This is a genomic window from Pseudomonas sp. Pseusp10, from assembly GCF_059492225.1.
Window position 1 is genome coordinate 2910881 of the sequence record NZ_CP168528.1, and the last position, 23819, is coordinate 2934699.

Here is a 23819-nt window from a genome sequence, read left to right on the forward strand (position 1 = left end):
GCAGCCCCCCGGAAAATGCCGGGGGGCTGTGCGATCTGGCGCGCCCGGTTCTATTTCGATACCACGATGCCTGCTGGCTTCCACGTTCCTTCGCCAGCCGGCAGGATCGAAGGCGGTGTCTCCTTGGGCCAGTAGAGGCGCATCACCAGGTAGATCGGGCCGTCGGGTGCGGGCAGCCAGTTGCCTTCCAGCGCCTTGCCGGGCGAGTCCCGCTGAATGTAGAGGGTGAGTGCCCCGTCCTTGCTCTTCTTCATGCCAGGCAGCATGGGCGAGTTCAGCAGATAGCGGTCGATCGGGTTCTTGATCAGGAGCTGGGTCTTGCCGTCGTACATGGTCACCGACCAGAAGGCGTTCACCGGCGGCAGCTGCCCGGCGGGGAAGGTGAGCGTGTAGTTGTGTTTGCTGCCGTCCAGTGGCTTGCCGAGCGCTGTGGTGCGGGTGATGGGATAAGTGGCTTCCACTGCATCGTTGCCGTAGATACCGCCCTTGGCCGCGCCCGCGCGCATCAGCCAGTTGCCGTTGTAGAAATGACGGTCGCCAAAGAACGAACCGATGTTCCAGCCATTGACGTCCTTGAGTCCGCCGGACAACCACTTGTCCACCTTTTCGTCGCCTTCCTTCATGCCGAGCAGGACGGCGGCCTTGTGTTCAAGCGAGAGATCCTTGAACTCGAAGCTCTTGCCCGGCCCGATGCCGATTCGCGCGATTCGGGCCCGAATCTCCCTGTCTTCCGGCGTTGGCGGCACGTACTGGAGCGCGGCATCGAGGTACTCGAAGAAGTTATCCTTGATCCCCGCTGTGGTGGCCGGAAGGAAATTGACTACCGGCGATGCAGGCGGCGCCGGTTGCTTCAGAAACGCCGACAGCGGCTGGACTTTGTAGCCCGACTGCACCTTCATCACGTTCGGCATGTCCTTGGGATTGAAGAGCTGGGTTCGATAGCCTGCAACCGTGAAGGGCGTTGTCGAATGGAAGACCTTGTTGATGCCCGGTGGCGTGGAACCCTTCCAGTCAGGCCCGACCACCAGGTAGTTGCCCGGGCCGTTCCCCGTGGCGCGGCTGCCGATGTAGCCGTAGTTGTAGGTATTGCCGTCGATCAATTGCACCGAGTAATAACGCTGCTTTTCGACTACCGGTACCGTGAGCACCATTGGCTCGGCGCGCAGGTCCATCCAGAGGAAGGAGTAGGGGGTGTCGCTGTTGGGGGTGACAACGGCCGTGTCCTGGTAGGTGAAGACGCGGGGTTCGTTCTTGATCTGGTTGAAGGGGGCCTTGAACTGTGGGCCGTTCTTGTCCACGGCGTACTCATACATCACCGCATAGTTCATGACGATCGGCAGTCCGTAGATGAAGGCTTCCTCGGCGATGGCCTTCGTCTCGGTGAGGCTGGGTGCGGCGATGCCTTTGGCTGCATCGGCTTTCCCGGCCTGGGCCACGGGATCGTTCTGGCTGGCGCAGCCTGCAATCAGAGCCGCCGAGGCGGCAGCGATTGCGATCCATTTCATGCAGGTTGAATATTCCGGTTTCATCATAGTGTTGCTCCCGTCACCACAGTCCTCTCTGCCCTGGATGTCCTGATCAGCGATTGGATGCGCCGAGGGCTCCAGCTGGTTTACTGCCGTACACGAGCATAGATCATTGATCGGAAAAAGCAGGCAGCGGGTTCATGAGGCCTGCCGGGCACCGCATTCGGCACCCGTTTTCGATTACTCCGCGACCTGCGCTCGCAAGCATTTGCTGGAAATATAAACACAGACCTGAGATGTTCTTTGCCCCCTGGTTTTGACTCACCGAAGCTATCGTCAATCAGCCCTCCCGCCGTCGAGATGGACCTCTATCCAATGCAAACCCCAAACCCTCAACGCCCCCTCTGGAAAACCTACCTGCTTTTCCTCGCCCCGATGGTCCTGTCGAACTTCCTGCAATCCATGTCCGGTACCGTCAACAGTATCTACATCGGCCAAATGCTCGGCACCCAAGCCCTGGCGGCCGTATCCGGCATGTTCCCCATTGTTTTCTTCTTCATCGCCCTGGTCATCGGCCTCGGTGCTGGCGCCGGGGTGTTGATCGGGCAGGCATGGGGCGCGCGGGAGACGCATCTGGTGAAGGCGATTGCCGGGGCGACGTTGTTGTTGGGGCTGTTGATCGGGTTGGCGGCGGCAGTGGTGGGGAGTGTGTTTGCGCGGTCGGCGTTGGTGGGGTTGGGGACGCCGGGGGATGTGCTGGACGATGCGGTGGCGTATGCCCATGTGATGTTGTGGATCATGCCGTCGCTGTTGGTGTTTGTGTTGTTCACGCAGTTGTTGCGCGGGGTGAGCGATACGTTGTCGCCGTTGTTGGCGCTGGTGGTGTCGACCATTGTGGGGTTGGCGCTGACGCCGGCGTTGATTCGCGGGTGGATCGGGTTGCCGCCGATGGGGATTCAGAGTGCGGCGTTTGCCGGGTTGGTGGGTAACCTGGTGGCGATGGGGTTGTTGGCGTGGCGACTGATTGGCAAGGGCCATCCGCTGGCGCCGGATCGGGAGTTCTTTGCGGCGATGAAGCTGGACATGGCGATTCTCGGTAAGGTGTTGCGCATCGGTTTGCCCACCGGGTTGCAGATGGTGGTGTTGTCGCTGTCGGAGTTGGTGATTCTGGCCCTGGTGAACCGGCACGGTTCCCAGGCGACGGCGGCGTATGGCGCGGTGACGCAGATCGTCAATTACGTGCAGTTCCCGGCGCTGTCGATTGCGATTACCGCGTCGATCCTGGGGGCGCAGGCGATCGGGGCCGGGCGCATCGAGCGCATGGGTCCGATTCTGCGCACGGGGTTGATGATCAACGTGTGCCTGACCGGTGGTCTGGTTGTATTGGGTTACTTGCTGTCGCAGTGGTTGCTGGCGTCGTTCCTGACCGAAGAGGCGACGCGCAGCATGGCCCGGCACTTGTTGCACATCATGCTCTGGAGCCTGTTGGTGTTTGGTTTCCAGGCGATCATCGGCGGCATCATGCGCGCCAGCGGCACAGTGATGGTGCCGGTGGCGATTTCCATTGTGTGCGTGGTGGGCGTGCAGTTGCCGGCGGCGTATCTGCTGGACGCGAAGTTCGGGCTGCAAGGGGTGTGGATGGCGTTTCCGGTGGCGTATCTGGGGATGCTGGTGCTGCAGACTTTGTATTACAAACTGGTGTGGCAGCATCAGAAGATTGAGCGGTTGGTGTAGGCGGTTTTTTTGATTGCCTGTTCGCGATAGCGGTGGTTCAGTGGTGTAGATGTTGATTGTGCTGACGCTTTCGCGGGCAAGCCCGCTCCCACAGGGACTGTGGTGTTTGTAGTCTTGTGCACACTGAAAATCAGGCACTTCATCAGTGGGAGCAGGATTCACCGACAGGCGTGATCGCCTGGGGAGGTTTTCGAATGAGCCCCTTGTCCCATTCCATCCTGCAAGACCGGCCCGCGGCCGGGCGGCGTTTGATTGAGCCGCTGCTGCCTTACGCACATCGCCCCGACGTCATCGTTCTGGCCTTGCCCCGTGGCGGCGTACCGGTGGCTTATGAGGTGGCCACGGCGCTGAAGGTTCGCCTGGACCTGATGCTGGTGCGCAAGCTCGGCGTGCCGTCCCATCCGGAGTACGCCATGGGTGCGATTGCCAGCGGCGGTATCCAGATTCGTAATGAAGAGGCACTGCGGGTGCATCCGATTGATCGCGCCGCGTTCGACGCCGTGGTCGAACGGGAAACCCGCGAACTGCTGCGCCGCGAGAAGGTCTACCGCGGCACGCGGCCGTCCGTGCAGCTCAAGGATCAGGTGGTGATCCTGATCGACGATGGGCTGGCCACCGGTGCTTCGATGAGGGCGGCGATCCAGGCGCTGCGGGTGCAGGCGCCATCGCGCATCGTGGTGGCAGTGCCGGTGGCGCCGATCGAGACGGCGCAGGCGCTGCGCGGCGAGGTGGATGAGCTGGTTTGCCCGCTGCTGCCCGAGTGGTTCACTTCGATTGGCCATTGGTACATGGACTTTTCCCAGACCTCGGATGCCGAGGTAATCGAGCTGTTGCAACGGGCGTGGCAACGCGGGGAGTGCGGGTAGCGCTGACGGCCATCGGCAGGTGGTCGCAAATCTCCGTGTGAAGTGGAATAAAGGCCGGTTGTTTGCTTTAGTCATCTGATGCCACCCCTCGTGTGCGGCACGCCAACTCAAGACGGGAGCCCTCCCGGAGAGTGCCATGAACCTTCGATCCGCGCGTTGCGTTGTTCTGGCCGGCACGTTGGTGTTCGGCCCGGTGCCGTTCGCTGAAGCCGTGGAATACAAGGACGTGAACGCCAAGGCCAGTACATTGAGTTTCACCTATGAGCAGATGGGTTCGAGAACCTACGGCACCTTCGGCAAGTTCAAGGCCAAACTGGACTTCGACACCGACGACCCCAGCGCCGCCCATGCCGCGCTGACCATCTACCTGAAGAGCATCGACGCCGGCAGCAGCGACGCCAATACCGAGCTGCAAAAGCCGGCGTGGTTCGACACCGCGACTTATCCGGTGGCGACCTTCGAGTCGACGTCCATCAAGGCCCTGGGCAATAACAGCTACACCATCACCGGCAAGCTTTCCCTGCGGGGGCTTACTCGGGAAGTGAGTGTACCGGTGAAGCTGAAATCGGAGAGCGCCATCGGCATCTTCGAGGGCCAGCTGGTGCTCAAGCGTGACGACTTCAAGATAGGCAAGGGCGAGTGGGCGGACAGTGTGGTGTCCAACGAGATCAATATCCGCTTTCGGATGGTGGCGCCGCAGCGGTGACTGTAGACCCCAGTCGCGAGCAAGCTCGCTCCCACAGTGGTTTTGTGTCGTACACGGGATTTGTGCTCGACACCGGTCAATGGTGGGAGCGGGCTTGCTCGCGAAGGCGGACTCACAGCCGACGAAGAGGGTGGCTGACCTTCCGCCATCGCGAGCAAGCTCGCTCCCACAGTGGTTTTGTGTCGTACACGGGATTTGTGTTCGGCACCGGTCAATGGTGGGAGCGAGCCTGCTCGCGATGGCGGCCTGACAGTCAGCGCAAATGCCAGTCGATAGTCAGTCCCCCCCCCACGGCACCACCGTACGATCAACAAAAAAAAAGCGCCCGGTCCACATTGCATGGACCGGGCGCCGATCACTGCGCTCTAGTGCACTGGCACCGTCACGGTTCTGCCGAAGGCCGATGTGACGGTCGCCGTCGCACCAGGCGACGGGCCACTGCCGACGGTCGTCACCGCTATATTCCAGCGCGCGCCTGTAGCCGTAGGCGTCAGGGTGGCGGCGCCAAGGTTCAACGGACCGGATGTGGTCGTGACAGTCGCCGTGATGGTATTGCCCGTGCCGCGCGTGGTGGTGCCGGACAGGGTCCAGTAGTAGCGGCTGTTGCTGCGGGCGATGACGGTAGCGCTGGTGACGATCAGGTTCTCGACGACCACTGCCCCGACCGCCACGGACACCGTCGCCGGTGCCGATTCCGCACCCTTGGCATCGGCGGCCTTATAGGTAAAGGTCGCGGTGAACGGCGCGAGGACTGTGGCCGGTCGTGTGTAGATCACGCGCGTACCATCGGTGCTGACCACGCCCTTGCCGGAGTCCGGTTGCTCCAGCCCCACCACTTTCAGTGGCACGTTACCGTCAGGGTCGGTGTCGTTGGCCAGGACGTTGATGGTCAGCGGTTGGCTGTTGCTGCTGATGGCGCTGTCGGGGTTGGCGATCGGCACTTTGTTATCACCATCGTTGTTGTTACGTGTATCGCCAGTGCGGAAGGTCGGCAACGCGGAGGAATTGACGTACGTGACGCCGTCCCAGCCGGGCAGGGGCGCTGGCATCAACTGGAACTGGCCGGGGTGCTCGATATCCCAGCGCAGCAACATGGACGTGTCCTCGTGCTGGGTGTTGTGGCAGTGCTCCATGTAGGTCCCGGCGAATTCCCGGAAACGGACCGCCATTTCCACATCCACCGAGCTGTCGATGCCCTCGCCGATGCGATAGACGTCCTTGCGTGCCCATTTTTCCCATTCCGGCGGCGGGTTGCCATCGCGGTGGAGGATGATCCCCTCTTCGAAGTGCACGTGCACCGGGTGGTTCCAGCCGTTGCCGCCGCTCTTGATTTTCCACACCTCAAGGGTGCCGTCGCCGGAGAACCCGGCAGGGGTCGGTCCGTTGGCCAGTTGCGGAGCGGCGCTGATGATTCGAGGGTCCATGGAGAAGCCGAATTGACCACCGTCGGTCTTGATCGTCCAGGGTTCCTGGTCTGTGCCGTCGGAGCGGCCGAAGATGAACTCACGATGCCGTGCCACCTTGAGCTTGGCCTGCACCGCCGGATCATCGCGGTTGAGGGTCAGCGGGATCATGGTCTTGCCGGCCGGCTTGCCCGGTTTGGCGGGTTCGTAGTCGGCGGGGTTCATGCTCACGTCCTGGCCGGTATAAGGCTGGACCACCATCTGCATGAACTTGCCCACCGCCGGGTCGCCGCCGTCCCATTCCAGCCCTTTGCTGCCCGACTTGAGCACCGCCTTGTACTTCCCGGACAGCACGTCGGCCAGGCTCAGCAGTGTAGCCTCCGGCCCCTTACCGTCGTGGTGCTCCATCAGGTTGACGAAGTACAGCTTGTCGCCGGTGTTGATCCCGTTTTTCGCGAAGTTGACGATGATGTCGTAACGCTCGGCGATGCCCATGGTGGGCAGGATGGCGTTGTGGTTCTGCAGGTCACCGTTACCTTCCAGGTCCATGCTGCCGTCGAACGGCACAGCATGTTCCATCAGGTTGCCGTCGTTGGCGATCAAGTGGAACGGCACGCGGGTATAAGACACGCCGGAGCCTGCCGGCCCGGGGAATTCGCCGCCGGTGCCGGCGACTTCACGCACCAGTGCGATCCTCAAGTAGCGCGACACCGAGCCATTGAGGATGCGGAAGCGATAGCTGCGCGCCCGCACGTTCAGGCGCGGCTGGTACTGCCAGTTGACCAGGATCTGATCGCCGAGGAAGCCGTCGGTGTTGAACGGGTTGAACCACAGTTGGCCATTGGCGTCCCAGGCCTTGTCGGCCACCATCAGGTTGACGTCATAGTCGCGGTTGCCCCAAGGCAGCGCCGAACCGCTGGGCAGACGCAGGTTGACGCCGTCTTCGAAGGCTTCGTTACCGCGATCCAGGGCGCTGTAGTAGTTCATCATCACCGCGTTGCCCTTGTAGACGTTCTGCGCGGTGAAATCGACCATGTGGTCGTGGAACCAGTGGGTGCTCATGGTTTCACGCCAGTCGCCACGGATCTTGATGCTGCCGTTGTTGCACGTCTTCAGGCCTGGAGTGGCATCGTTGACGAACAGGGTTTCGCCAGGGGCGCAAGGGAACGCCGCACGCGGATCCTGAGCGCTGGTGTTGATGGTGTCGTAACCGGCCAGCTGGATCGGCCAGCGATAGTCGTAGTACTGCCCCGGAAAGAAAAACGCACCGGCAAAGCCATCGCTTTCGGCCGGGGAGTGGCCGTTATGTTCGTGGGTTGTAATGGTGTGCAGGCCAAACCCCATGTTGGCCGCTGGATCGATCGGCAGGGCGTTGTAGTGGCGCATCAGCGCGGCTTGACCGTAACGCACCATCAACAGTTTTGGCGGAAAGGTGCCGTCGAAGGTCCAGAGCGCCTTGTGGTTCTGAATCGGCATGTTGGGATGAAAACGAACATTTATGCCTTTGGTGGTGCCCGTTATGACCGGGGTGCTCGAAGTCTGGTTGTAGAGCCCGCCAGGCCCGAACTCACCGACGGCGTAGTTGTGCAACTGTCGGCGGTCGCGCATGCCGCTGTTGAGCTGGGCGCCCGCTTGAGCGGTTTTGAAGCCGACCTGTGGGTAGAACTCGTTCCAGCGCTGGTGCGACCAGCCTTTTCCTGGCGGACGACCTTCGGCCGGCGAGCCGACCGGATGGCGGTTGAGGAAGGCTTCGATCTGCGCTTTCCACGGGTTGCGGTCCAGTACGTTGGAATACTGCGACGGAAACGGGTACAGCCCCGGCTGGCGCATGAAGGCTTCCAGCGCCGAGGGCGAAGGGCCGCTGCGGGCTATGTTGTTCGGGTCCTGCATGGGCGCCGGGCCGGCGAGCGGAACCGGGAAGGTCAGGGGCGGTGCCGGCAGTGTCGGGTCGAGTTTTTCCGTGCCGAATTCTTCGAACAGCAGCAGTTGCTGAGTGTACGGCTGGGCCCCGAACAACGGGCTGGGCTTGCCGTTGGTGGGGATCTTGAAAGATGTCTGCAGAGCTGGCGGCAGCACGTTATCAGTCGTTGGCGTGGTGAGGCGGGTGCCAAAAGCGCCATTGGGCAGGGCGAGGGAGCCCTGGTTGACGGGTGGCATGGCCCGTAGGGCAGCCGCCGCGGCGTCGAGGTCGGCCGGCGGGTTGCTAAACGCCGAGGGGTCCGTCGGTGGTGGCGGGCCGAAATCATCTAGCGGTACGGCATTGGCGGTGCCGATGCTGACGTTGATCAGCAACACAGCGGCGATGCCCGGTTTTCGGAAAAAACCGAGCGACTGGAGGTCAGGCATTTTTTTCATGTTGTTCCCCTCGGGGCGCGCCGGTGTGGCTGACGTTCGCATTTCGCTCAATGCAAGAGGTGCGCCAATCGCGGGGAGATCGAGGGAGACAAAAACCTGATTGATATCAGAAGACTGGCGATTTGGACTTTAGTCGTAGTGGCCTAGTGGGTGGGAATCCTCACAGTTGGGGGGCCTTACCCACTGATTCCCCCCCATTCACACCGCAGACCGTTGTGGTGGTGGATGCCATCGCGAGCATGCGAGCTCCCACAGAAGATCGACGAGTGGGCAAAACCGCAGTCCCCTGTAGGAGCGAGCCTGCTCGCGATGAGGCAACTACATCCAGCACAAATTGTGCCTGAGTCACTGCTGTCAGCCTCGAAAACGCAACGCCTCCAGCCGTAACGCAAACGCCGGCGATGCATATGGCTCATGAATTGGGGGGATGTCTGTCCATCACCCTTCGGACCGCAGGTGTCAGGCGCGCTATGATAGGCGGCCCTTGCCTCCCGGAGCCTGTCACCGCAATGCCCCTGATCAGCCATTTCAAGACCCCGTGCCCCGAGCACATCAATAGCCAGATCCTGCAGATGGTGGTCGACAACCTGACCGACATCAGCATGGTCGCGATCCCGCCCAGCAACCTGCTGTACAACCTCTATCAATACGCGATCGGCTATGAGGTGCATCTGTATCTGGAGGCGCTGAACGGAGAAAAGGGCATTGCCGTGGAGTTGATCGTTGCCACTGACGAAGACGACCCGCAAAAGGTGATTGGCTTTGTGCTGTACCTGCCGGTGCAGGACGACCCCGAGGCTTGCGGCGTGGCGTACATGGCGGTACAGGCCGAATATCGGCGCCAGGGCGTGGCCCGGCGGATGCTGCGGGAAATGGTCGGCCGTTATCCCCATGCCGAGTTGACCTGTGCGGTGGCCAAGGTGCCGTATTTCGAGGCGATGGGCTTTGAGGTAGTGGGCGTGCGTGCGACCCAGGTGTTGATGAACACCCGCGACCACGCCACCGATGGCTTGATGGCGCTGCTGGACGTGGCGTCGATCTACAGCTCGCTGGAGGTGCGGCAGATTCATACCTACCTGCTGCAAAAGCACGGCAAGCGGGCCATGACCGACGCGGAAAAACAACGCGACCGGCATCTGGACCAGTTGACGCGCAAGGCTCAGGAGTTTGTGCGGGAGCGGTTGGGTGATGAGGCGGTGCCGGTGTCTGGCCCCCGGTTGCGCCTGGTCTGATCACAATCCACTCAACACTGAAAAAACTGTGGGAGCGAGCTTGCTCCGGGCGGCGTTCCGACGATGGCGGCACCACATTCAACATCAATGTTGACTGAACCACCGCTATCGCGAGCAAGCTCGCTCCCACATTTAACTGCGGTCAGTGTTTAGGCCAGCTTCACATTCATGGTGATCCGCGCCGTGAACACCTTCTTGCCCTCGGCATCGTGAATGTCCACCGGCACGACCTTGTCGCCTTCGGTGGTCCAGTCCACTGCTTCCCCCGCGGCCACCGCCGTCACATCGCTCTTGGCCTTGGCCAGGTATTCCACGGTCATGCCTTTGGGAATCCAGCGTGCGCCGGCGGGAATGGAGACGTCGGTCATCATCCCGGCGGCCAGTTCGGCGGCGTTGCACATGGCAATCGCATGCACCGTACCCAAATGATTGGTGATCTCCCGGGCAAACGGCACATGCACGGTGGCAGAGCCTTTGCGTAAATCCTGGACCAGCGGGTTGATGCTGGAGAAATAGGGCGCCACCTGGCAGGCCATTTTGCTGAACCCTTCTGGCCCTGCGCTGTTGAACATGCTGAGGAACTGACTCATTTTTTTGCCTCTTGAGGATGACAGTTTGCAGAACATTCTTCCGTAACAGAATAATGTTCTGTGACGGAACAGTATTCTGTTGAAAGGAAATCTGTCAACCTAGCGGCACTTGTTCGCTGGCAACCGCCAGCCTCCACCCATGACTTTTCCGGACTGTTTTTCAGCATGGATACCGCCGATCTGCTCGAACGCTGCTACCCCGGACGACGCGCCGAACTCAAGCGCGACATCTTCAGAAAGGCCCTGTGCCTGTTCAACGAACAGGGGATCGAGGCCACGACGATCGAAATGATTCGCGCCGAATGCGATACCAGCGTCGGCGCGATCTATCACCATTTCGGCAACAAGGAAGGCCTGGTGGCGGCGCTGTTTTTTACCGCCCTCGATGATCAGGCCCGTTTGCGCGACAGTTACCTGGCTGAGGCACAAACCACCGAAGCAGGGGTGCATGCGCTGGTGCACAGCTATGTGGATTGGGTCGATAGCCAGCCGGAGTGGGCACGGTTCCAGTACCACGCACGGTTTGCCGTTACCAAGGGGCCGTTCAAGGATGAACTCGCCGCCCGCAACAAGACGCGCAACAAGCAGTTGCTGGAGTGGCTGAGGGCACAGGGTAATGAGCTGGGGAGTTTTCCGGCGGAGTTGATACTGTCACTGATCGTCGGTCAGGCCGACAGCTACTGCCGCGCCTGGTTGTCGGGCCGGGTCAAGGGCAGCCCGAAGGCGTACCGGGACATGCTGGCGCAGGCGGCGTGGCGTTCGCTGTGCATCCCCCAACCCCAATGAAAACCCCCTTGTAGGAGCGAGCTTGCTCGCGATGAGGCCGTGTCAGCCACATTAATGTCGACTGACACGGCCTCATCGCGAGCAAGCCCGCTCCCACAATGAAGAGTGTTGGTTTTCAGAGGCAAAAAAAGAGCCTCAAAGCTCTTTGATGGGGAGGAAGTAGAGCCGAGAGGCTCAAGATGCGCATGAAACAGGCGGTGAGCTTGGTAGGGGTTCAGATCACTCACCACCTGCGCAGCGGTTTGAGTCAACAAACGGCTGCGCAAGTTCATCGTAAAAAGACCAAGTGTTTCACTCAAGTACCACTAGTCGCATCCCCCGGCCAGCCGGCGCGGCGCAACGCCTTGAGCAATGTTTCGGCATCCAGCCCTGGTACCGCATGCCCATTGCCTTCGGCGGTGTCGGCGGCGAGCAAGGCATTGATGATGGCTTCTTCCACGGCTTCGGTGGCGGCCAGGAACAGCTCGCTGATGTGGTCGTTGTTGACCATGCTCAGGTTGTCGGTGGTCGGTGCTTTCTTGCTCTCATAGGCGGCCGGTGGCACCTGATCGTTGCCGGTGGCGAAGGCGATGAAGATGTCGCCGCTGTGGTCCTCATTACCGCCGCCGGTGCGGGCCAGGCCGAGGCTGGCGCGTTGGGCCAGGCGCGTGCACTGGTGTGGCAGCAACGGCGCATCGGTGGCCAGGCAGACCACGATCGAACCCATGCCCGGATGCGGTAACGAGGCCTTGAGGAATGGCGAATCGACCTGTTCCATGTAGCGCCCGACCGGATAACCATCGACGCGCAGTTCATGGCGGATGCCGTGGTTGGCCTGGACAATCGCCCCCACCGTCCAGCCGCCCTGGGCGCTGTTCAAGCGTCGCGACGCGGTGCCGATGCCGCCCTTGAATTCGTGGCAGATCATGCCGCTGCCACCGCCGACATTGCCTTCGGTCACCGGCCCGCCCGCCGCCGAGCGCACGGCCTGGGCCACGTGTTCCGGCTTCACGTGAAAGCCGTTGATGTCGTTGAGCAAGCCGTCGAAGGTTTCCAGCACCACCGGCATGTTCCAGTAGAGACGCCCGTCATCGGGTTGCTGCTCGCGGTCGAGCACAATCAGCGCATCGCGTACCACACCCAGGCTATGGGTGTTGGTGAACGCGATGGGGCTGGTCAGCAAGCCCGCTTCGCGAATCCACTCCAGCCCCGTGGCATCGCCGTTGCCGTTGAGCACATGCACACCGGCAAAGCACGGTTGCTGGCTGGTGGAACCGGCGCGCGGTTCGATGACGGTGACGCCCGTGAGGATGTCGCGGCCGTTGGCGGTGCGTCCTCGTACATTGCTGTGGCCGACCCGTACGCCGGGGACGTCGGTGATGGCATTGAGCGGGCCGGGTTGCAGTTGGCCGATCGGGATGTTCAGGTCGCGGGCGCGTGGTTTCATGGGTTTTCTCATTTTCGATTCGTGGCAGAAAAAATTGGCGGGGCGGATGCTTTACCTGTGGGAGCGGGCTTGCCCGCGATGGCGTCATGTCAGCCAACATCAATGCTGAATGTGCTGGCCTCATCGCGGGCAAGCCCGCTCCCACAGGGTTTTGTGGTGTCCCCGTCACTGACCGTTTTTGACCTTGCTCCAGATCCGCGTGCGCACGCGCTCGGTAGCCGGCGGCAAAGGCTGGAGGGTGAACAGGGTGGCCATGGCTTCCGCTGGCGGGTAGACGGCCGGGTTGCTGCGGGTCGCCTCGGCGACCAGCGTCGTGGCGCTGCGGTTGCCGTTGGGATAGTTGAGGTGGTCGCTGACCGGGGCGATGACTTCAGGGCGCATCAGGTAGTCGATGAAAGCCATCCCTTGTTCCGGGTGCGGTGCGTCCTTGAGCAGCACCAGCGTGTCGAACCACACCGGCGCGCCTTCCTTGGGCAGGCTGTAGGCGATCTTCACGCCGTTGCCGGCCTGCTCGGCGGTGGCCTTGGCTTCGAGCATCGCGCCGGACCAGCCGACCGCCACGCAGATGTTGCCATTGGACAGGTCGCTGATGAACTTCGACGAGTTGAAGTAGGCGATGTGCGGACGCAGCTTGAGCAGCAGCGCTTCGGCTTTCTTGTAGTCCTCGGGGTTAGTGCTGTTGGGTGGCAGGCCGAGGTAGTGCAGGGCGACCGGCAGCATCTCCGACGGCGAGTCGAGCATGGCCACGCCGCATTCGCCGAGCCTGGCCAGGTTCTCTTCCTTGAACACCAGGTCCCAGGAATCCACCGGGGCCTTGTCACCCAGCACCGCGCGCACTTTGTCGATGTTGTAGCCGATGCCGTTGGTGCCCCACAGGTAGGGCACGGCGTACTGGTTGCCCGGATCGTTGTTGGCCAGTTTCGCCAGCAGATCGGCGTCCATGTTCTTGAAGTCCGGCATCTGCGCCCGGGGCAATGGCGCCAGGGCGCCGGCCTTGATCAGCGTGGGCAGACTGAAATTGCTCGCCACCACCACGTCGTAGCCGCTGCGGCTGGTGAGCAGTTTGCCTTCGAGTACTTCGGCGCTGTCGAAGGTGTCGTAGACCGGCGCGATCCCTGTGTCACGCTTGAAATCCTGCAGGGTGGTGGGGCCGATGTAGTCGTACCAGTTGTATACGTGCACGGTCGGGGTTTCGACGGCAAAGGCCGACAGTGACACGGCCAGACAGGCGCCAAACCCCAGATTGAAATACAAGCGGTGACGACTCATGATGCGGCACTCCTGGCCTGCTATGGCCGGTGGTAATCAGGAGTTTGCAGCGTATCGACCGGGGTGGCCTTCACCCATTCCCATCATGGGTTACTCGAAAGGGGTAGTGCGTGGACGCGTTGTTGAAAGTGTTGCCGGTGCACCAGGGGCTGGCGCGGGTTTTCACGGCGGTGGGGCGGGACGGTTTCTGGCGTGCGCTGGTCGATACCCTGCGCTTGCTGGTGCCGCTGGACAACGCCCTGGTGGCGCTGATGCGTCCGGGCCATGTGCCGCGCCTGCTGATTGATTTCGATGCCAAGGGCAGCAGTGATGAGCACGAAGAACTGGCGGACTACCGCGCCGGCATGTACCTGCTCGATCCGTTCTATCAAGCCGCCTGTGCGGGCATTGCCGACGGTTTGCACAGCCTCGAATCCGTGGCCCCCGACCAGTTCCAGCACAGCGAGTACTACCTGAGTTACTTCAGCGCCGTGGTTGGTGGGGACGAGTTGCAGTTCATGGTCAACGTCGACGGCGCCGTGCTCGGCCTGTCCCTCGGGCGTGCTTCGCGCTTTAGCCTTGAGGAACAGGGCCGCCTGCTCTGCGTGCGTGATTGGGTGCTGGCAGCGATGCGCCGACACCTGGATTTGCTGCCGCCGGAAGGGCCGGTCGCCGAACCACCGGCCGGCGATCTGGCGACCTTGCTCGATCGCTTCGACGCACGCCTGACGCTGCGGGAAATCGAAACCGCGCGCCTGATTCTCCAGGGCTTCTCCAGCAAGGCCATCGCCCAGCAAATGGGCATCTCCCCGGAGACAGTGAAAGTGCACCGGCGCAACCTCTATCACAAGCTCAATGTGAACGGGCATGGCGAGTTGTTTGCGCTGGTGTTGCAGCCGCGTTGAACCTTGGTGGTTTGGTGAATGCATTGGCCCCTTCGCGAGCAAGCCCGCTCCCACACTGGATCTCGGCTCGTCACAACGCCTATGTGGGAGCGGGCTTGCTCGCGAAGGGCACGACTCGGTGTTACTGCCGAAACACCAACGCCTTCAACCCACACTCGACATCCGCATCGGGAAACTCCGGCGGATTCTCCAGCCGCTGCTCGAACCGCAAGCTCGGTGCTTCGCGGGTCACGCCGTCGATCAGGAAGTCGGCACCAAACGCCGGGTCGTTCATGCACGCCAGCACGGTACCTTGCGGGCTGAGCAACTCCGGCAAACGGCGCAGCACACGCTGGTAATCCTTGGTCAGCAAAAAGCTGCCTTTCTGGAACGACGGCGGGTCGATGATCACCAGGTCGTACGGGCCTTTGCCGATCACCTTGCCCCAGGACTTGAACAGGTCGTGGCCGAGGAAACTCACTTTGCTCAAATCGTGGCCGTTGAGCCGGTGGTTGTCGCGACCACGGCTCAGGGCCGGGCTCGACATGTCGAGGTTGACCACGTGGCTTGCGCCGCCTTCGATGGCGGCTACCGAGAAACCGCAGGTGTAGGCGAACAGGTTCAATACCCGCTTGCCCTCGGCATTGGCCCGTACCCAGTCGCGGCCGTAGCGCATGTCGAGGAACAGTCCGGTGTTCTGTTTGCGGCCAAGATCCACCCGGTACTTCAGGCCACCCTCGGTGATGGTCATTTCCTCGATGACTTCCCCGAGCAGCCATTCGGTGGTGCTTTGCAGCAGGTAACGGTGTTGCAGCAACAGCGTATGGGCGCCGGCTTTTGCCCACTGCCCAGACCGGGTGATCGCCATCAGCTTCTGCTTCAAGTCTTCCAGTTGCTCAGCTTCCGGCTCCTTGAACAGCGCCACCAGCACCACGCCTTGCAGCCAGTCCACGGTCACTTGCTCCAGCCCCGGCCAGCAGCGGCCACGGCCGTGGAACAGGCGGCGGGTTTCGGCGGGGGCGGCTGCCAGTGCCGTCAGCAAGTGGTCGTGAAGGGTGGCAAGGGCGTCTGCGTTCATTGGTCTGGGTCGGCAATTTGCGGGGGCGGCATTTAACCATAATTGCACAACCGGCGGACCACCACGGAACCCTGTAGGAGCGAGCTTGCTCGCGATGGTGTGTCAGTCGACACAGTGGCGCCTGATACACCATCGCGAGCAAGCTCGCTCCTACAAGTGTCCGGCGGTAGTTATCACGTTTAATTTAACTTTACGTGAGGATTTGGCGATCTTCCGGCTCCCATAATCGGCTCCAACGAATAACAACCGGGAGCCGGACATGTCGCAGAGCACTGCTTCACCCAAGTCCAGTCATCCACGCTGGCTACGCCTGACCCATTGGCTCAACGCCCTGGCGGTGCTGGTGATGGTCACCAGCGGCTGGCGCATCTACAACGCCTCGCCGATCTACGAATTCAGTTTTCCCAGGTCGATCACCCTCGGCGGCTGGCTGGGCGGCGCGCTGCAATGGCATTTCGCGGCGATGTGGTTCCTGGCGATCAACGGCCTGATCTACCTGGCCTTCAACCTGTTCAGCGGGCGCCTGAAGCGGCGCTTTTTCCCGGTTTCGCCCAGAGGCGTGCTGCATGACCTGTGGGCCGCGTTGCGCGGAAAACTCGGGCACGCTGACCTCAGTCATTACAACCAGGTGCAACGAGTCGCCTACCTGTTCGTGATGGTCGATATCACGCTGCTGGTGCTCTCCGGGCTGGTGTTGTGGAAGTCGGTGCAGTTCCCGCTGTTGCGTGAATTGCTGTTCGGTTACGAAGGCGCGCGCCGTGTGCACTTCTTCGCCATGGCTTTATTGGTGGCCTTTGTGGCTGTGCATCTGCTGATGGTTGCGCTGGTTCCGAAAACGCTGTGGGCCATGATCGTCGGCCGCAAGGAGCAGGTATGAAAAAGCGCATTCAGGTACCCGGGCTGGACGAGGCTTCGATCCTGACCGACGCCCGCAAGATTCTCGCCCCGCAGATCGAAGACCGCTCGCGCCGCTCGTTCCTGCTGCGCGGCCTGACACTCGGCGGCGTGGCGATGTTGTCCGGTTGCAACATCACCGACAACGAAAGTGTCGAGACGGCGTTGTCGTCCATGTCGCGCTTCAATGACCGCGTGCAAGGCTGGCTGTTCAACCCCAACGCGATGGCGCCGACTTATCCCGAATCGATGATCACCCGGCCGTTTCCGTTCAATGCCTTTTACGGCATCGACGAGGCACCGACGGTGGAGGAGGAGGGCTATCGCCTGGAAGTCACCGGACTGGTTGCCGACAAGCGCAGCTGGCGCCTCGAAGAGCTGCGCGCCATGGCCCAGACCGAGCAGATCACCCGGCACATTTGCGTTGAAGGCTGGAGCGCGATCGGCCGTTGGGGCGGCGTGCGTTTCAGCGATTTCCTCAAGCGCATCGGCGCCGACACCGATGCCAAATACGTCGGTTTCAAATGCGCCGACGACTACTACACCAGCATCGACATGGCCACCGCGCTGCATGCGCAGACCCTGCTGACGCTGACCTATGACGGCGCGGTGCTGCCGCGCGAATACGGCTTCCCGATGAAGCTGCGCATGCCCACCAAGCTGGGCTACAAGAACCCCAAACACATTCAGGCGATTTTCGTCAGCAACACCTACAGCGGCGGCTTCTGGGAAGACCAGGGCTACAACTGGTTTGGTGGCAGCTGATGAATGCCCGAAACATTCACCGTCCGCAAACCCGTGCTCCAAGGAGTTTCACCATGAAAAAGTTGACCACCGTTGTTCTGTCCATGTGCCTGGCCGTTGGTGCTGCCTCTGTGTTCGCTGCTGACACGATGAGCAACGACAGCATGAGCAAGGACTCGATGTCCAAGGACGCCATGTCCAAGGATGCGATGAAGAAAGATGCGATGAAGAAGACCGATTCAATGTCTAAGGACACCATGAAAAAAGGCGATGCGATGTCCAAGGACGCGATGAAAAAAGGCGACTCCATGTCCAAGGACGCCATGAGCAAAGATGCGATGAAAAAGGACGCCACGTCGCAGTAATCCCAAGCAACCTCGGACCCTGTGGGAGCGGGCTTGCCCGCGAAGACGTAGTGTCAGTCGCTATCAATGTTGACTGGACTGCCGCCTTCGCGGGCAAGCCCGCTCCCACAGGTTTTTTGCATGAGTCGGAAGGGTATGACTTGAAGTCATACCCTCATGACTTTTAATGGTTACAGCCCCGCCAATCCCCAGTGTTAAAAAATCGCAAACCAGCTCATCAACAACAAAAAAGAGCGTTTGCAACCATGACTCATCATCACTGCCGCGTCTTCGCCAGCGTCCTGCTGCGCTCTTCGAATCCAGACATCTGCCACGCCAGGCCCTGTGCTTGCGTGTGCTGCTGAACACCCAAACACATCCCTCTGCGTCTCCAAGAGTATTGATCATGAAAGAACTCGACCTGTACATCGGTGAAGGTTTCGAAGGCCCGGGCGTGAACGCCGCGCACATCAACATTTTGATCGGCCCGCGCAACGGCCCGGCAGGGCAAGCGTTCGCCAACAGCCTGGCGTCGCCAAGCCAGGGTCACTGCCCGTTCATGGTGATCGCCCAGCCGAACATCCCGGTCAAGCCGATGACCTTGTATGTGAACAAGGCCGCGATCGGTAGCGACCTGCACGGCAACGCCACCTGGGGCGCGTCCCAGGCCGGCATCGCCAAGGCGGTTCTGGAAGCGCTGCTTGACGGCACCCTGCCGCCGGAAGCCGAGGACGAGTGGGCCATCGTGACGGCCAACTGGGTCAACCCGGCCTGCGACGACCTCGACGCCGTGTACCTGAACAACTACAACGCCTGCCGCACCGCGATCCGCGCCGCCCTGACCGGCAAACCGGAAACCGCGCAGCTCAAGGATGTGGTCGATCACATCAGCAACCCTTTCTACACGCCAAAAGCCTGAGGTCCTCGCCATGCAATACATTCGTTTGGGCAACTCCGGCCTCGAAGTCTCCCGCCTGTGCCTGGGCACCATGAACATGGGCACCCCGGACTGGAAACCGTGGATCTTCGATGAGAAGAAAAGCGAGCCGATCGTCAAGCACGCACTGGACAACGGCGTGAACTTCATCGACCTGGCGGACTTCTATTCCGCTGGAGTCGGTGAGGAAGTGGTGGGGCGTATCGTCAAGCGCCTGGCCCGTCGTGAAGACCTGGTGATCACCACCAAGGTCGGCTACGGCACCCGCAGCGGCATCAACGCCAGCGGTCACTCGCGCAAGCACATCATGGACAGCATCGACGCCTCGCTCAAACGCCTGGACATGGATTACGTCGACGTCTTCATGTTGCACTACTTCGACGTCAACACCCCGGTCGAAGAAACCATGAGCGCGATGAACGACATCGTGCGTTCCGGCAAGGCCCGCTACATCGGCGTGTCGACCATGCTCACCGGGCAACTGGCGAAAATCCTCATGGCTTGCGAGCGCAATGGCTGGGTCAAGCCGATCAACATGCAGCTGCAACTGAACTGCGCCTACCGTGAAGAAGAGCGCGAGATGATCCCGTTCTGTCGTGATCAGGGCCTCGGTGTCTCGGTGTTCAGCCCGTTGGCTCGCGGCCTGCTGACCGGTGACGCGCAGTCGACCCGCAACCAGACCGACTTCTTCACCCAGCAGATGTACAGCGACGAAGCCTCGTTCGAAATCGCCCATTCGGTGCAACGTGTCGCCCGTGCCCGTGGTGTGTCCAACGCGCAGATTGCCCAGGCGTGGGTGGCCAACCATCCGGGCGTGGATTGCATGCTGGTCGGCGCCGACACCACCGAACAGTTCGACAGTGCCCTGGCGGCCCTGGAAACCAGACTCGACGCCGAAGAGCTGCACGAGCTGGAACGCAACTACACGCCGTGTGATGTGATCAACGATTACACCGCTGGCAAGCGCATCCTGCGTACCGCCCGTCCGGGTCTGGAACGGTTCAACCTGACCGAGGCCGTGGCATGAGTACTTTGATCCGCCACGGCAATTTCATCGATGGGCAATGGTCCAGCGGCGGTGCGACTTATCCGGTGCTGAACCCGGCCAACGGCGAGCTGATCGCCGAGGTGCAAAAGGCCGGTGCTGAAGAGACTGATTTGGCCATCGAAGCCGCCAACCGTGCATTGCCGGCGTGGCGCAAGCTGACCGCCAAGGAACGCAGCCAGCGCCTCAAGCGCTGGAGCGACTTGATGCTGAGCAACCAGAAGGATCTGGCCACGCTGCTGAGTCGCGAACAAGGCAAGCCGTTGGCTGAGGCCATGGGCGAAGTGGTGTATGCCGCGAGCTTCCTGGAGTGGTTCGCCGAAGAAGCCAAGCGTGCCTATGGCGACGTGATCCCGAGCCACAAGGCCGATGCGCGGATCATCGTCACCAAGGAAGCCATAGGCGTGGTCGCGGCGATCACACCGTGGAACTTCCCGCTGGCCATGGTCACCCGCAAGGTCGGCCCGGCGCTGGCCGCCGGTTGCACGATGATCCTCAAACCGTCGGAAGAAACCCCGTTATCGGCCTTCGCGCTGGCGGTGTTGGCCGAGCAAGCCGGGATTCCGGCCGGTGTGTTCAACATCGTCTCCGGGGATGCCATGGCGATTGGCGGTGCGCTGCAAGCGTCCAGCGTTGTGCGCAAGCTGTCGTTCACCGGCTCGACCCGCACCGGCAAATTGCTGATGCGCCAGGCCGCCGACACCTTGAAAAAGGTCTCGCTGGAACTGGGCGGCAACGCGCCGTTCATTGTGTTCGACGACGCCGATCTGGATGCAGCGGTCAAAGGCGCGATGGCCTCGAAGTTCCGCAATACCGGGCAAACCTGTGTCTGTGTGAACCGCTTCTTCATTCAGGACGGCGTGTACGAGGCCTTCACCGGCAAACTCGCCGAAGCGGTGGCAGCGATGCGCGTCGGCAGTGCGTTGGACGGTGAAACCGAGCAAGGCCCGCTGATCAACGGCGCCGCACTGGCCAAGGTCGAGCTGCATGTGAGCGACGCGGTGGAGAAGGGCGCCAAGGTCCTGTGTGGTGGCCGTCGTCATGCGCTGGGCGGCACGTTCTACGAGCCGACTATCCTCGCCGAAGCCAACAGCGAAATGCTGATCGCCCAGGATGAAACCTTTGGCCCGGTGGCGGCCTGCTTCCGTTTCAAGGACGAAGCCGAAGTGCTGCAAAAGGCCAACGACACGCCGTTCGGTTTATCCGCCTACTTCTACAGCCGCGACATCGGCCGAGTCTGGCGCATGGCCGAAGGCCTGGAAGCCGGCATGGTCGGGATCAACGAAGGGATCATTTCCACGGAAGTGGCGCCGTTCGGCGGCATCAAGGAATCGGGCCTGGGTCGCGAAGGATCGAAGTACGGTCTGGATGACTACCTGGAAATCAAATACCTGTTGATGGGTGGTCTGTAACGCTACGACGCCCTTGTGTAGGAGCGAGCTTGCTCGCGATGGACGTCAACGATATCGCGGGGAGCCTGACACCCCGCGGAGTTCTCAAGTCCATCGCGAGCAGGCTCGCTCCTACAGGAGTTACACGCTTCATTTCTCCGTCAATAACAACAATTGGAGATTTACATGTCCGTACAACCGGTAAAAATCGACGACCTGCCCATTGGCCGCTTCCACATCAAGATCGCCGGCCTGACCTTCGGCGCACACTTCACCGACGGCTACATCCTCGGCCTGATCGGTATCGCATTCACCCTGCTGAGCCCACAGATGCAACTGGACGCATTCTGGCAGGGCCTGATCGGCGCTTCGGCCCTGATCGGCCTGTTTCTCGGCAGCCTGTTCTTCGGTTGGATCTCCGACAAGGTCGGCCGGCAGAAAATTTTCCTGGTCAGTTTCGTTCTGATCACCATCGCCTCGGTGATGCAGTTCTACGTTGAATCGGCGATAGCGCTGTTCCTGTGCCGGGTGCTGATCGGCATCGGCCTGGGCGGCGATTACAGTGTCGGGCATGCCATGTTGGCTGAGTTTGCACCAAGAAAGCACCGTGGTGTGTTGCTCGGTTCGTTCAGCGTAATCTGGACCTTCGGCTACGTCGCCGCGACTTTCATCGGTACGGCGATGCTCAGCCTCGGCGATGATGCCTGGCGCTGGATGCTCGCCTCGTCGGCAATTCCGGCGGCACTGATTCTGATCGCCCGTATCGGTACGCCGGAATCGCCGCGCTGGCTGGTCAATCAGGGCCGCATCGCCGAGGCCCGGGCCGTCGTCAAGAAACACCTGGGCGAGCACGTCGAACTCGACGAAACCCCGTCCACCGAAACCCGTTCCGGCTACGCGGTGCTGTTCAGCCGTGAATACCGCAAGCGCACGGCGTTCAACTGCCTGTTCTTCGTGTGCATCGTGATGCCGTACTTCGCCATCTACACCTTCCTGCCGTCGATCCTGCAGACGATGGGCCTGGCCGAAGGCTTCGGCACCGAACTGATGCTGAACATGCTGCTGATCCTCGGCGCGCTGATCGGCATCTGGTGCACCATCAAGTTCACTCGACGCGGGTTCCTGATCAACTCGTTCATCATTCTGGCGGTGGCGTTGTTCCTGCTGGCAGTGTTGCCGGGTAGCGCGGCATGGCTGATGGTGCTGGTGTTCGGCGTGTTCACCCTGGTGCTGTCGGCAGTGAGCAACCTGGTGGGTGTGTTCCCGGCCGAGAGCTTCCCGACCGAAGTGCGCGCCAGCGGTATCGGCCTGGCCACGGCGGTGAGTCGCCTGGGTTCGGCGATCAGCACTTTCCTGTTGCCGGTGAGTGTGGCCGGGATTGGCTTGAGCCCGACCATGGGCATTCTCGCGGCGATTCTGGCGCTGGGCGCCTTGCTGTCCTGGGCGTGGGCACCGGAGACCAAGTCGCTGACCTTGAGCCAGGCGGGCAAGGCACAGAGTCCTGTGGAGGGTGGTGTGTCGGAAGGCGTGAAAGTCACGGCACCCATCTGATACACCCTGTAGGAGCGAGCTTGCTCGCGATGGTCGTCAACGAAAACGCTGGGTACCTGACACCCCAATGCGCTTTCGGGTCCATCGCGAGCAAGCTCGCTCCTACAAGGGGGATGTTGGTGTATCAGGGATTGCTGACCAGTCCCAACCACTCGGTAAACAACCGCACCTTCGACAAGCCCTGCTTGTCATTCGCCACATCCAGCCAATAGCCATACGGCCCGATCACTTCCACCGGGGTGATCGGCAGCAGGCTGCCATTGGCCAGTTCCTTTTCGATCATCTGCCGGTCGATCACTGCCAGCCCGCCGCCCGCCAGTGCGGTGTGGATCACCTGGTCCAGGGTGCTGAACTCCAGCCCTTGCCCGGCATCGATGTCGTCCCGGCCCATGGCTGCCAGCCAGTTCTCCCAGACCTTCAGGCGTTTGCCGTCGTGCAGGATGTGCAGCAATGGAAATTGCCGCAGGTCCGGCGGGTCGCCGTCGCTGAACAGTTCCGGGCTGGCCACGGCAATGTGCCGCTCCATCACCAGCAAGCGGCTGTTGCAATGGCTGGCGGCCTCGAGGCCGAAGCGGATGTGGCAGTCGATTTCCGCAAGACTCTCGTGGCCCAACTGGTTGGTCACGCTGAGGCTGATGTCGGGATAGCGCTGAACGAAGGCGCGCAGGTGCGCCGACAGCCAGCGTGTCGCCCAGGTGGGCGGCGCGACAATGCGCAGGCGTTGGCGCAGATTGGGTACGCGTACCGCTTGCAGGGCGCGTTCGATATGGTCGAAGGCTTCTGCCAGGTGCGGGGAGAGGGCGGTGCCGGTTTCGGTCAGGGTCAGGCCCTGGGGCGTGCGGATGAACAGCGCGACGCCGAGGTAGTCTTCAAGCTGTTTGATCTGCCGGCTGACGGCGCCCTGGGTGACGTTCAATCCCAGGGCCGCCTGGCTGAAACTGCGATGCCGCGCGACCTCTTCGAAGACGCGCAGCATATTGAGCGAGGGCAGTTGACGCATGGGAGGGGGCTCATTTCTGATGTGTTTTGTAGCGTCTATCTGACTATTGGCAACGAGCCGATGCAAGTGTTGTTTGGGCTGACGCCATCGCGGGCAAGCCCGCTCCCACAGGTTCTTTGGTGCGCACAGATTTTTTGTA

20 protein-coding genes are annotated in these 23819 nt (G+C 61.5%); 13 read left to right on the forward strand and 7 right to left on the reverse strand.

What is annotated here, in order from left to right; all coding sequences use genetic code 11:
- Positions 1–50 precede the first annotated feature (50 nt).
- Positions 51–1529: a DUF1254 domain-containing protein gene (locus ACEN8Z_RS13130; RefSeq protein WP_495598125.1), complete on the reverse strand. Its 1479-nt coding sequence runs from the start codon at positions 1527–1529 to the stop codon at positions 51–53.
- Positions 1530–1841: 312 nt separating this feature from the next.
- Between ACEN8Z_RS13130 and ACEN8Z_RS13135 the strand changes: the two genes are divergently transcribed.
- From ACEN8Z_RS13135 to ACEN8Z_RS13145, 3 genes are all read left to right on the forward strand, one after another.
- Positions 1842–3200, forward strand: coding sequence for an MATE family efflux transporter (locus tag ACEN8Z_RS13135; RefSeq protein WP_495597912.1), 1359 nt, complete (start codon positions 1842–1844; stop codon positions 3198–3200).
- A gap of 194 nt (positions 3201–3394) precedes the next feature.
- Positions 3395–4066, forward strand: coding sequence for a phosphoribosyltransferase (locus ACEN8Z_RS13140; RefSeq protein WP_008000776.1), 672 nt, complete (start codon positions 3395–3397; stop codon positions 4064–4066).
- Positions 4067–4202: 136 nt separating this feature from the next.
- Positions 4203–4772, forward strand: a complete 570-nt coding sequence (locus tag ACEN8Z_RS13145; RefSeq protein WP_495597913.1) for a YceI family protein — start codon at positions 4203–4205, stop codon at positions 4770–4772.
- A gap of 365 nt (positions 4773–5137) precedes the next feature.
- Here ACEN8Z_RS13145 and ACEN8Z_RS13150 read toward each other — a convergent pair whose 3' ends face one another.
- The gene (locus ACEN8Z_RS13150; RefSeq protein WP_495597914.1) at positions 5138–8530 is read right to left on the reverse strand and encodes an Ig-like domain-containing protein; all 3393 of its coding nucleotides are present in this window, start codon (positions 8528–8530) and stop codon (positions 5138–5140) included.
- A 509-nt stretch (positions 8531–9039) separates the two neighbouring features.
- Between ACEN8Z_RS13150 and ACEN8Z_RS13155 the strand changes: the two genes are divergently transcribed.
- Positions 9040–9762: a GNAT family N-acetyltransferase gene (locus ACEN8Z_RS13155; protein ID WP_495597915.1), complete on the forward strand. Its 723-nt coding sequence runs from the start codon at positions 9040–9042 to the stop codon at positions 9760–9762.
- A gap of 149 nt (positions 9763–9911) precedes the next feature.
- Here the strand turns inward: ACEN8Z_RS13155 and ACEN8Z_RS13160 are convergent, their stop codons facing one another.
- Positions 9912–10352 carry a hotdog fold domain-containing protein gene (locus ACEN8Z_RS13160; RefSeq protein WP_495597916.1) on the reverse strand — a complete coding sequence of 147 codons (441 nt, stop codon included), beginning with the start codon at positions 10350–10352 and terminating at the stop codon, positions 9912–9914.
- 165 nt (positions 10353–10517) lie between these two features.
- Here ACEN8Z_RS13160 and ACEN8Z_RS13165 point away from each other — a divergent pair, with 165 nt between their 5' ends.
- On the forward strand, positions 10518–11138 hold the full coding sequence (locus tag ACEN8Z_RS13165; RefSeq protein WP_495597917.1) for a TetR/AcrR family transcriptional regulator: 621 nt from the start codon (positions 10518–10520) through the stop codon (positions 11136–11138).
- Positions 11139–11433: 295 nt separating this feature from the next.
- Here the strand turns inward: ACEN8Z_RS13165 and ACEN8Z_RS13170 are convergent, their stop codons facing one another.
- Both ACEN8Z_RS13170 and ACEN8Z_RS13175 read right to left on the reverse strand, forming a co-directional pair.
- Positions 11434–12564 (reverse strand): DmpA family aminopeptidase, encoded by a 1131-nt coding sequence (locus ACEN8Z_RS13170; RefSeq protein ID WP_495597918.1) that lies wholly within the window; start codon positions 12562–12564, stop codon positions 11434–11436.
- A gap of 165 nt (positions 12565–12729) precedes the next feature.
- Positions 12730–13833 carry an extracellular solute-binding protein gene (locus tag ACEN8Z_RS13175; RefSeq protein ID WP_116261076.1) on the reverse strand — a complete coding sequence of 368 codons (1104 nt, stop codon included), beginning with the start codon at positions 13831–13833 and terminating at the stop codon, positions 12730–12732.
- 110 nt (positions 13834–13943) lie between these two features.
- Here ACEN8Z_RS13175 and ACEN8Z_RS13180 point away from each other — a divergent pair, with 110 nt between their 5' ends.
- A complete protein-coding gene (locus ACEN8Z_RS13180; protein ID WP_495597919.1) occupies positions 13944–14717 on the forward strand; it encodes a helix-turn-helix transcriptional regulator in 774 nt (257 codons plus the stop codon).
- A gap of 121 nt (positions 14718–14838) precedes the next feature.
- Here ACEN8Z_RS13180 and ACEN8Z_RS13185 read toward each other — a convergent pair whose 3' ends face one another.
- On the reverse strand, positions 14839–15774 hold the full coding sequence (locus tag ACEN8Z_RS13185; RefSeq protein ID WP_495597920.1) for a class I SAM-dependent methyltransferase: 936 nt from the start codon (positions 15772–15774) through the stop codon (positions 14839–14841).
- A gap of 259 nt (positions 15775–16033) precedes the next feature.
- On the opposite strand from ACEN8Z_RS13185, the gene ACEN8Z_RS13190 reads away from it, so the two are divergent.
- The 7 genes from ACEN8Z_RS13190 to ACEN8Z_RS13220 all read left to right on the forward strand — a co-directional run bounded on the left by ACEN8Z_RS13190 (position 16034) and on the right by ACEN8Z_RS13220 (position 22680).
- Complete coding sequence (locus tag ACEN8Z_RS13190; protein WP_495597921.1) at positions 16034–16651, forward strand: cytochrome b/b6 domain-containing protein; 618 nt, start codon at positions 16034–16036, stop codon at positions 16649–16651.
- Positions 16648–17433, forward strand: coding sequence for a molybdopterin-dependent oxidoreductase (locus ACEN8Z_RS13195; protein WP_495597922.1), 786 nt, complete (start codon positions 16648–16650; stop codon positions 17431–17433). Before ACEN8Z_RS13190 ends, ACEN8Z_RS13195 begins: the two co-directional genes overlap by 4 nt.
- A gap of 53 nt (positions 17434–17486) precedes the next feature.
- Entirely contained in the window at positions 17487–17777 is a 291-nt protein-coding gene (locus ACEN8Z_RS13200; RefSeq protein WP_495597923.1) for a pentapeptide MXKDX repeat protein, read from the forward strand.
- Between the two features lie 385 nt (positions 17778–18162).
- Positions 18163–18675, forward strand: coding sequence for a formaldehyde-activating enzyme (fae, locus tag ACEN8Z_RS13205; RefSeq protein ID WP_007984954.1), 513 nt, complete (start codon positions 18163–18165; stop codon positions 18673–18675).
- Between the two features lie 10 nt (positions 18676–18685).
- Positions 18686–19720 carry an aldo/keto reductase gene (locus tag ACEN8Z_RS13210; RefSeq protein ID WP_104447693.1) on the forward strand — a complete coding sequence of 345 codons (1035 nt, stop codon included), beginning with the start codon at positions 18686–18688 and terminating at the stop codon, positions 19718–19720.
- Positions 19717–21150, forward strand: a complete 1434-nt coding sequence (locus ACEN8Z_RS13215; protein ID WP_495597924.1) for an NAD-dependent succinate-semialdehyde dehydrogenase — start codon at positions 19717–19719, stop codon at positions 21148–21150. The genes ACEN8Z_RS13210 and ACEN8Z_RS13215 overlap by 4 nt, the downstream gene beginning before the upstream one ends.
- Positions 21151–21315: 165 nt before the next feature.
- Positions 21316–22680: an MFS transporter gene (locus ACEN8Z_RS13220; protein WP_008004765.1), complete on the forward strand. Its 1365-nt coding sequence runs from the start codon at positions 21316–21318 to the stop codon at positions 22678–22680.
- Between the two features lie 124 nt (positions 22681–22804).
- Here ACEN8Z_RS13220 and ACEN8Z_RS13225 read toward each other — a convergent pair whose 3' ends face one another.
- Positions 22805–23680, reverse strand: coding sequence for a LysR substrate-binding domain-containing protein (locus tag ACEN8Z_RS13225; RefSeq protein ID WP_495597925.1), 876 nt, complete (start codon positions 23678–23680; stop codon positions 22805–22807).
- Positions 23681–23819: the final 139 nt, after the last annotated feature.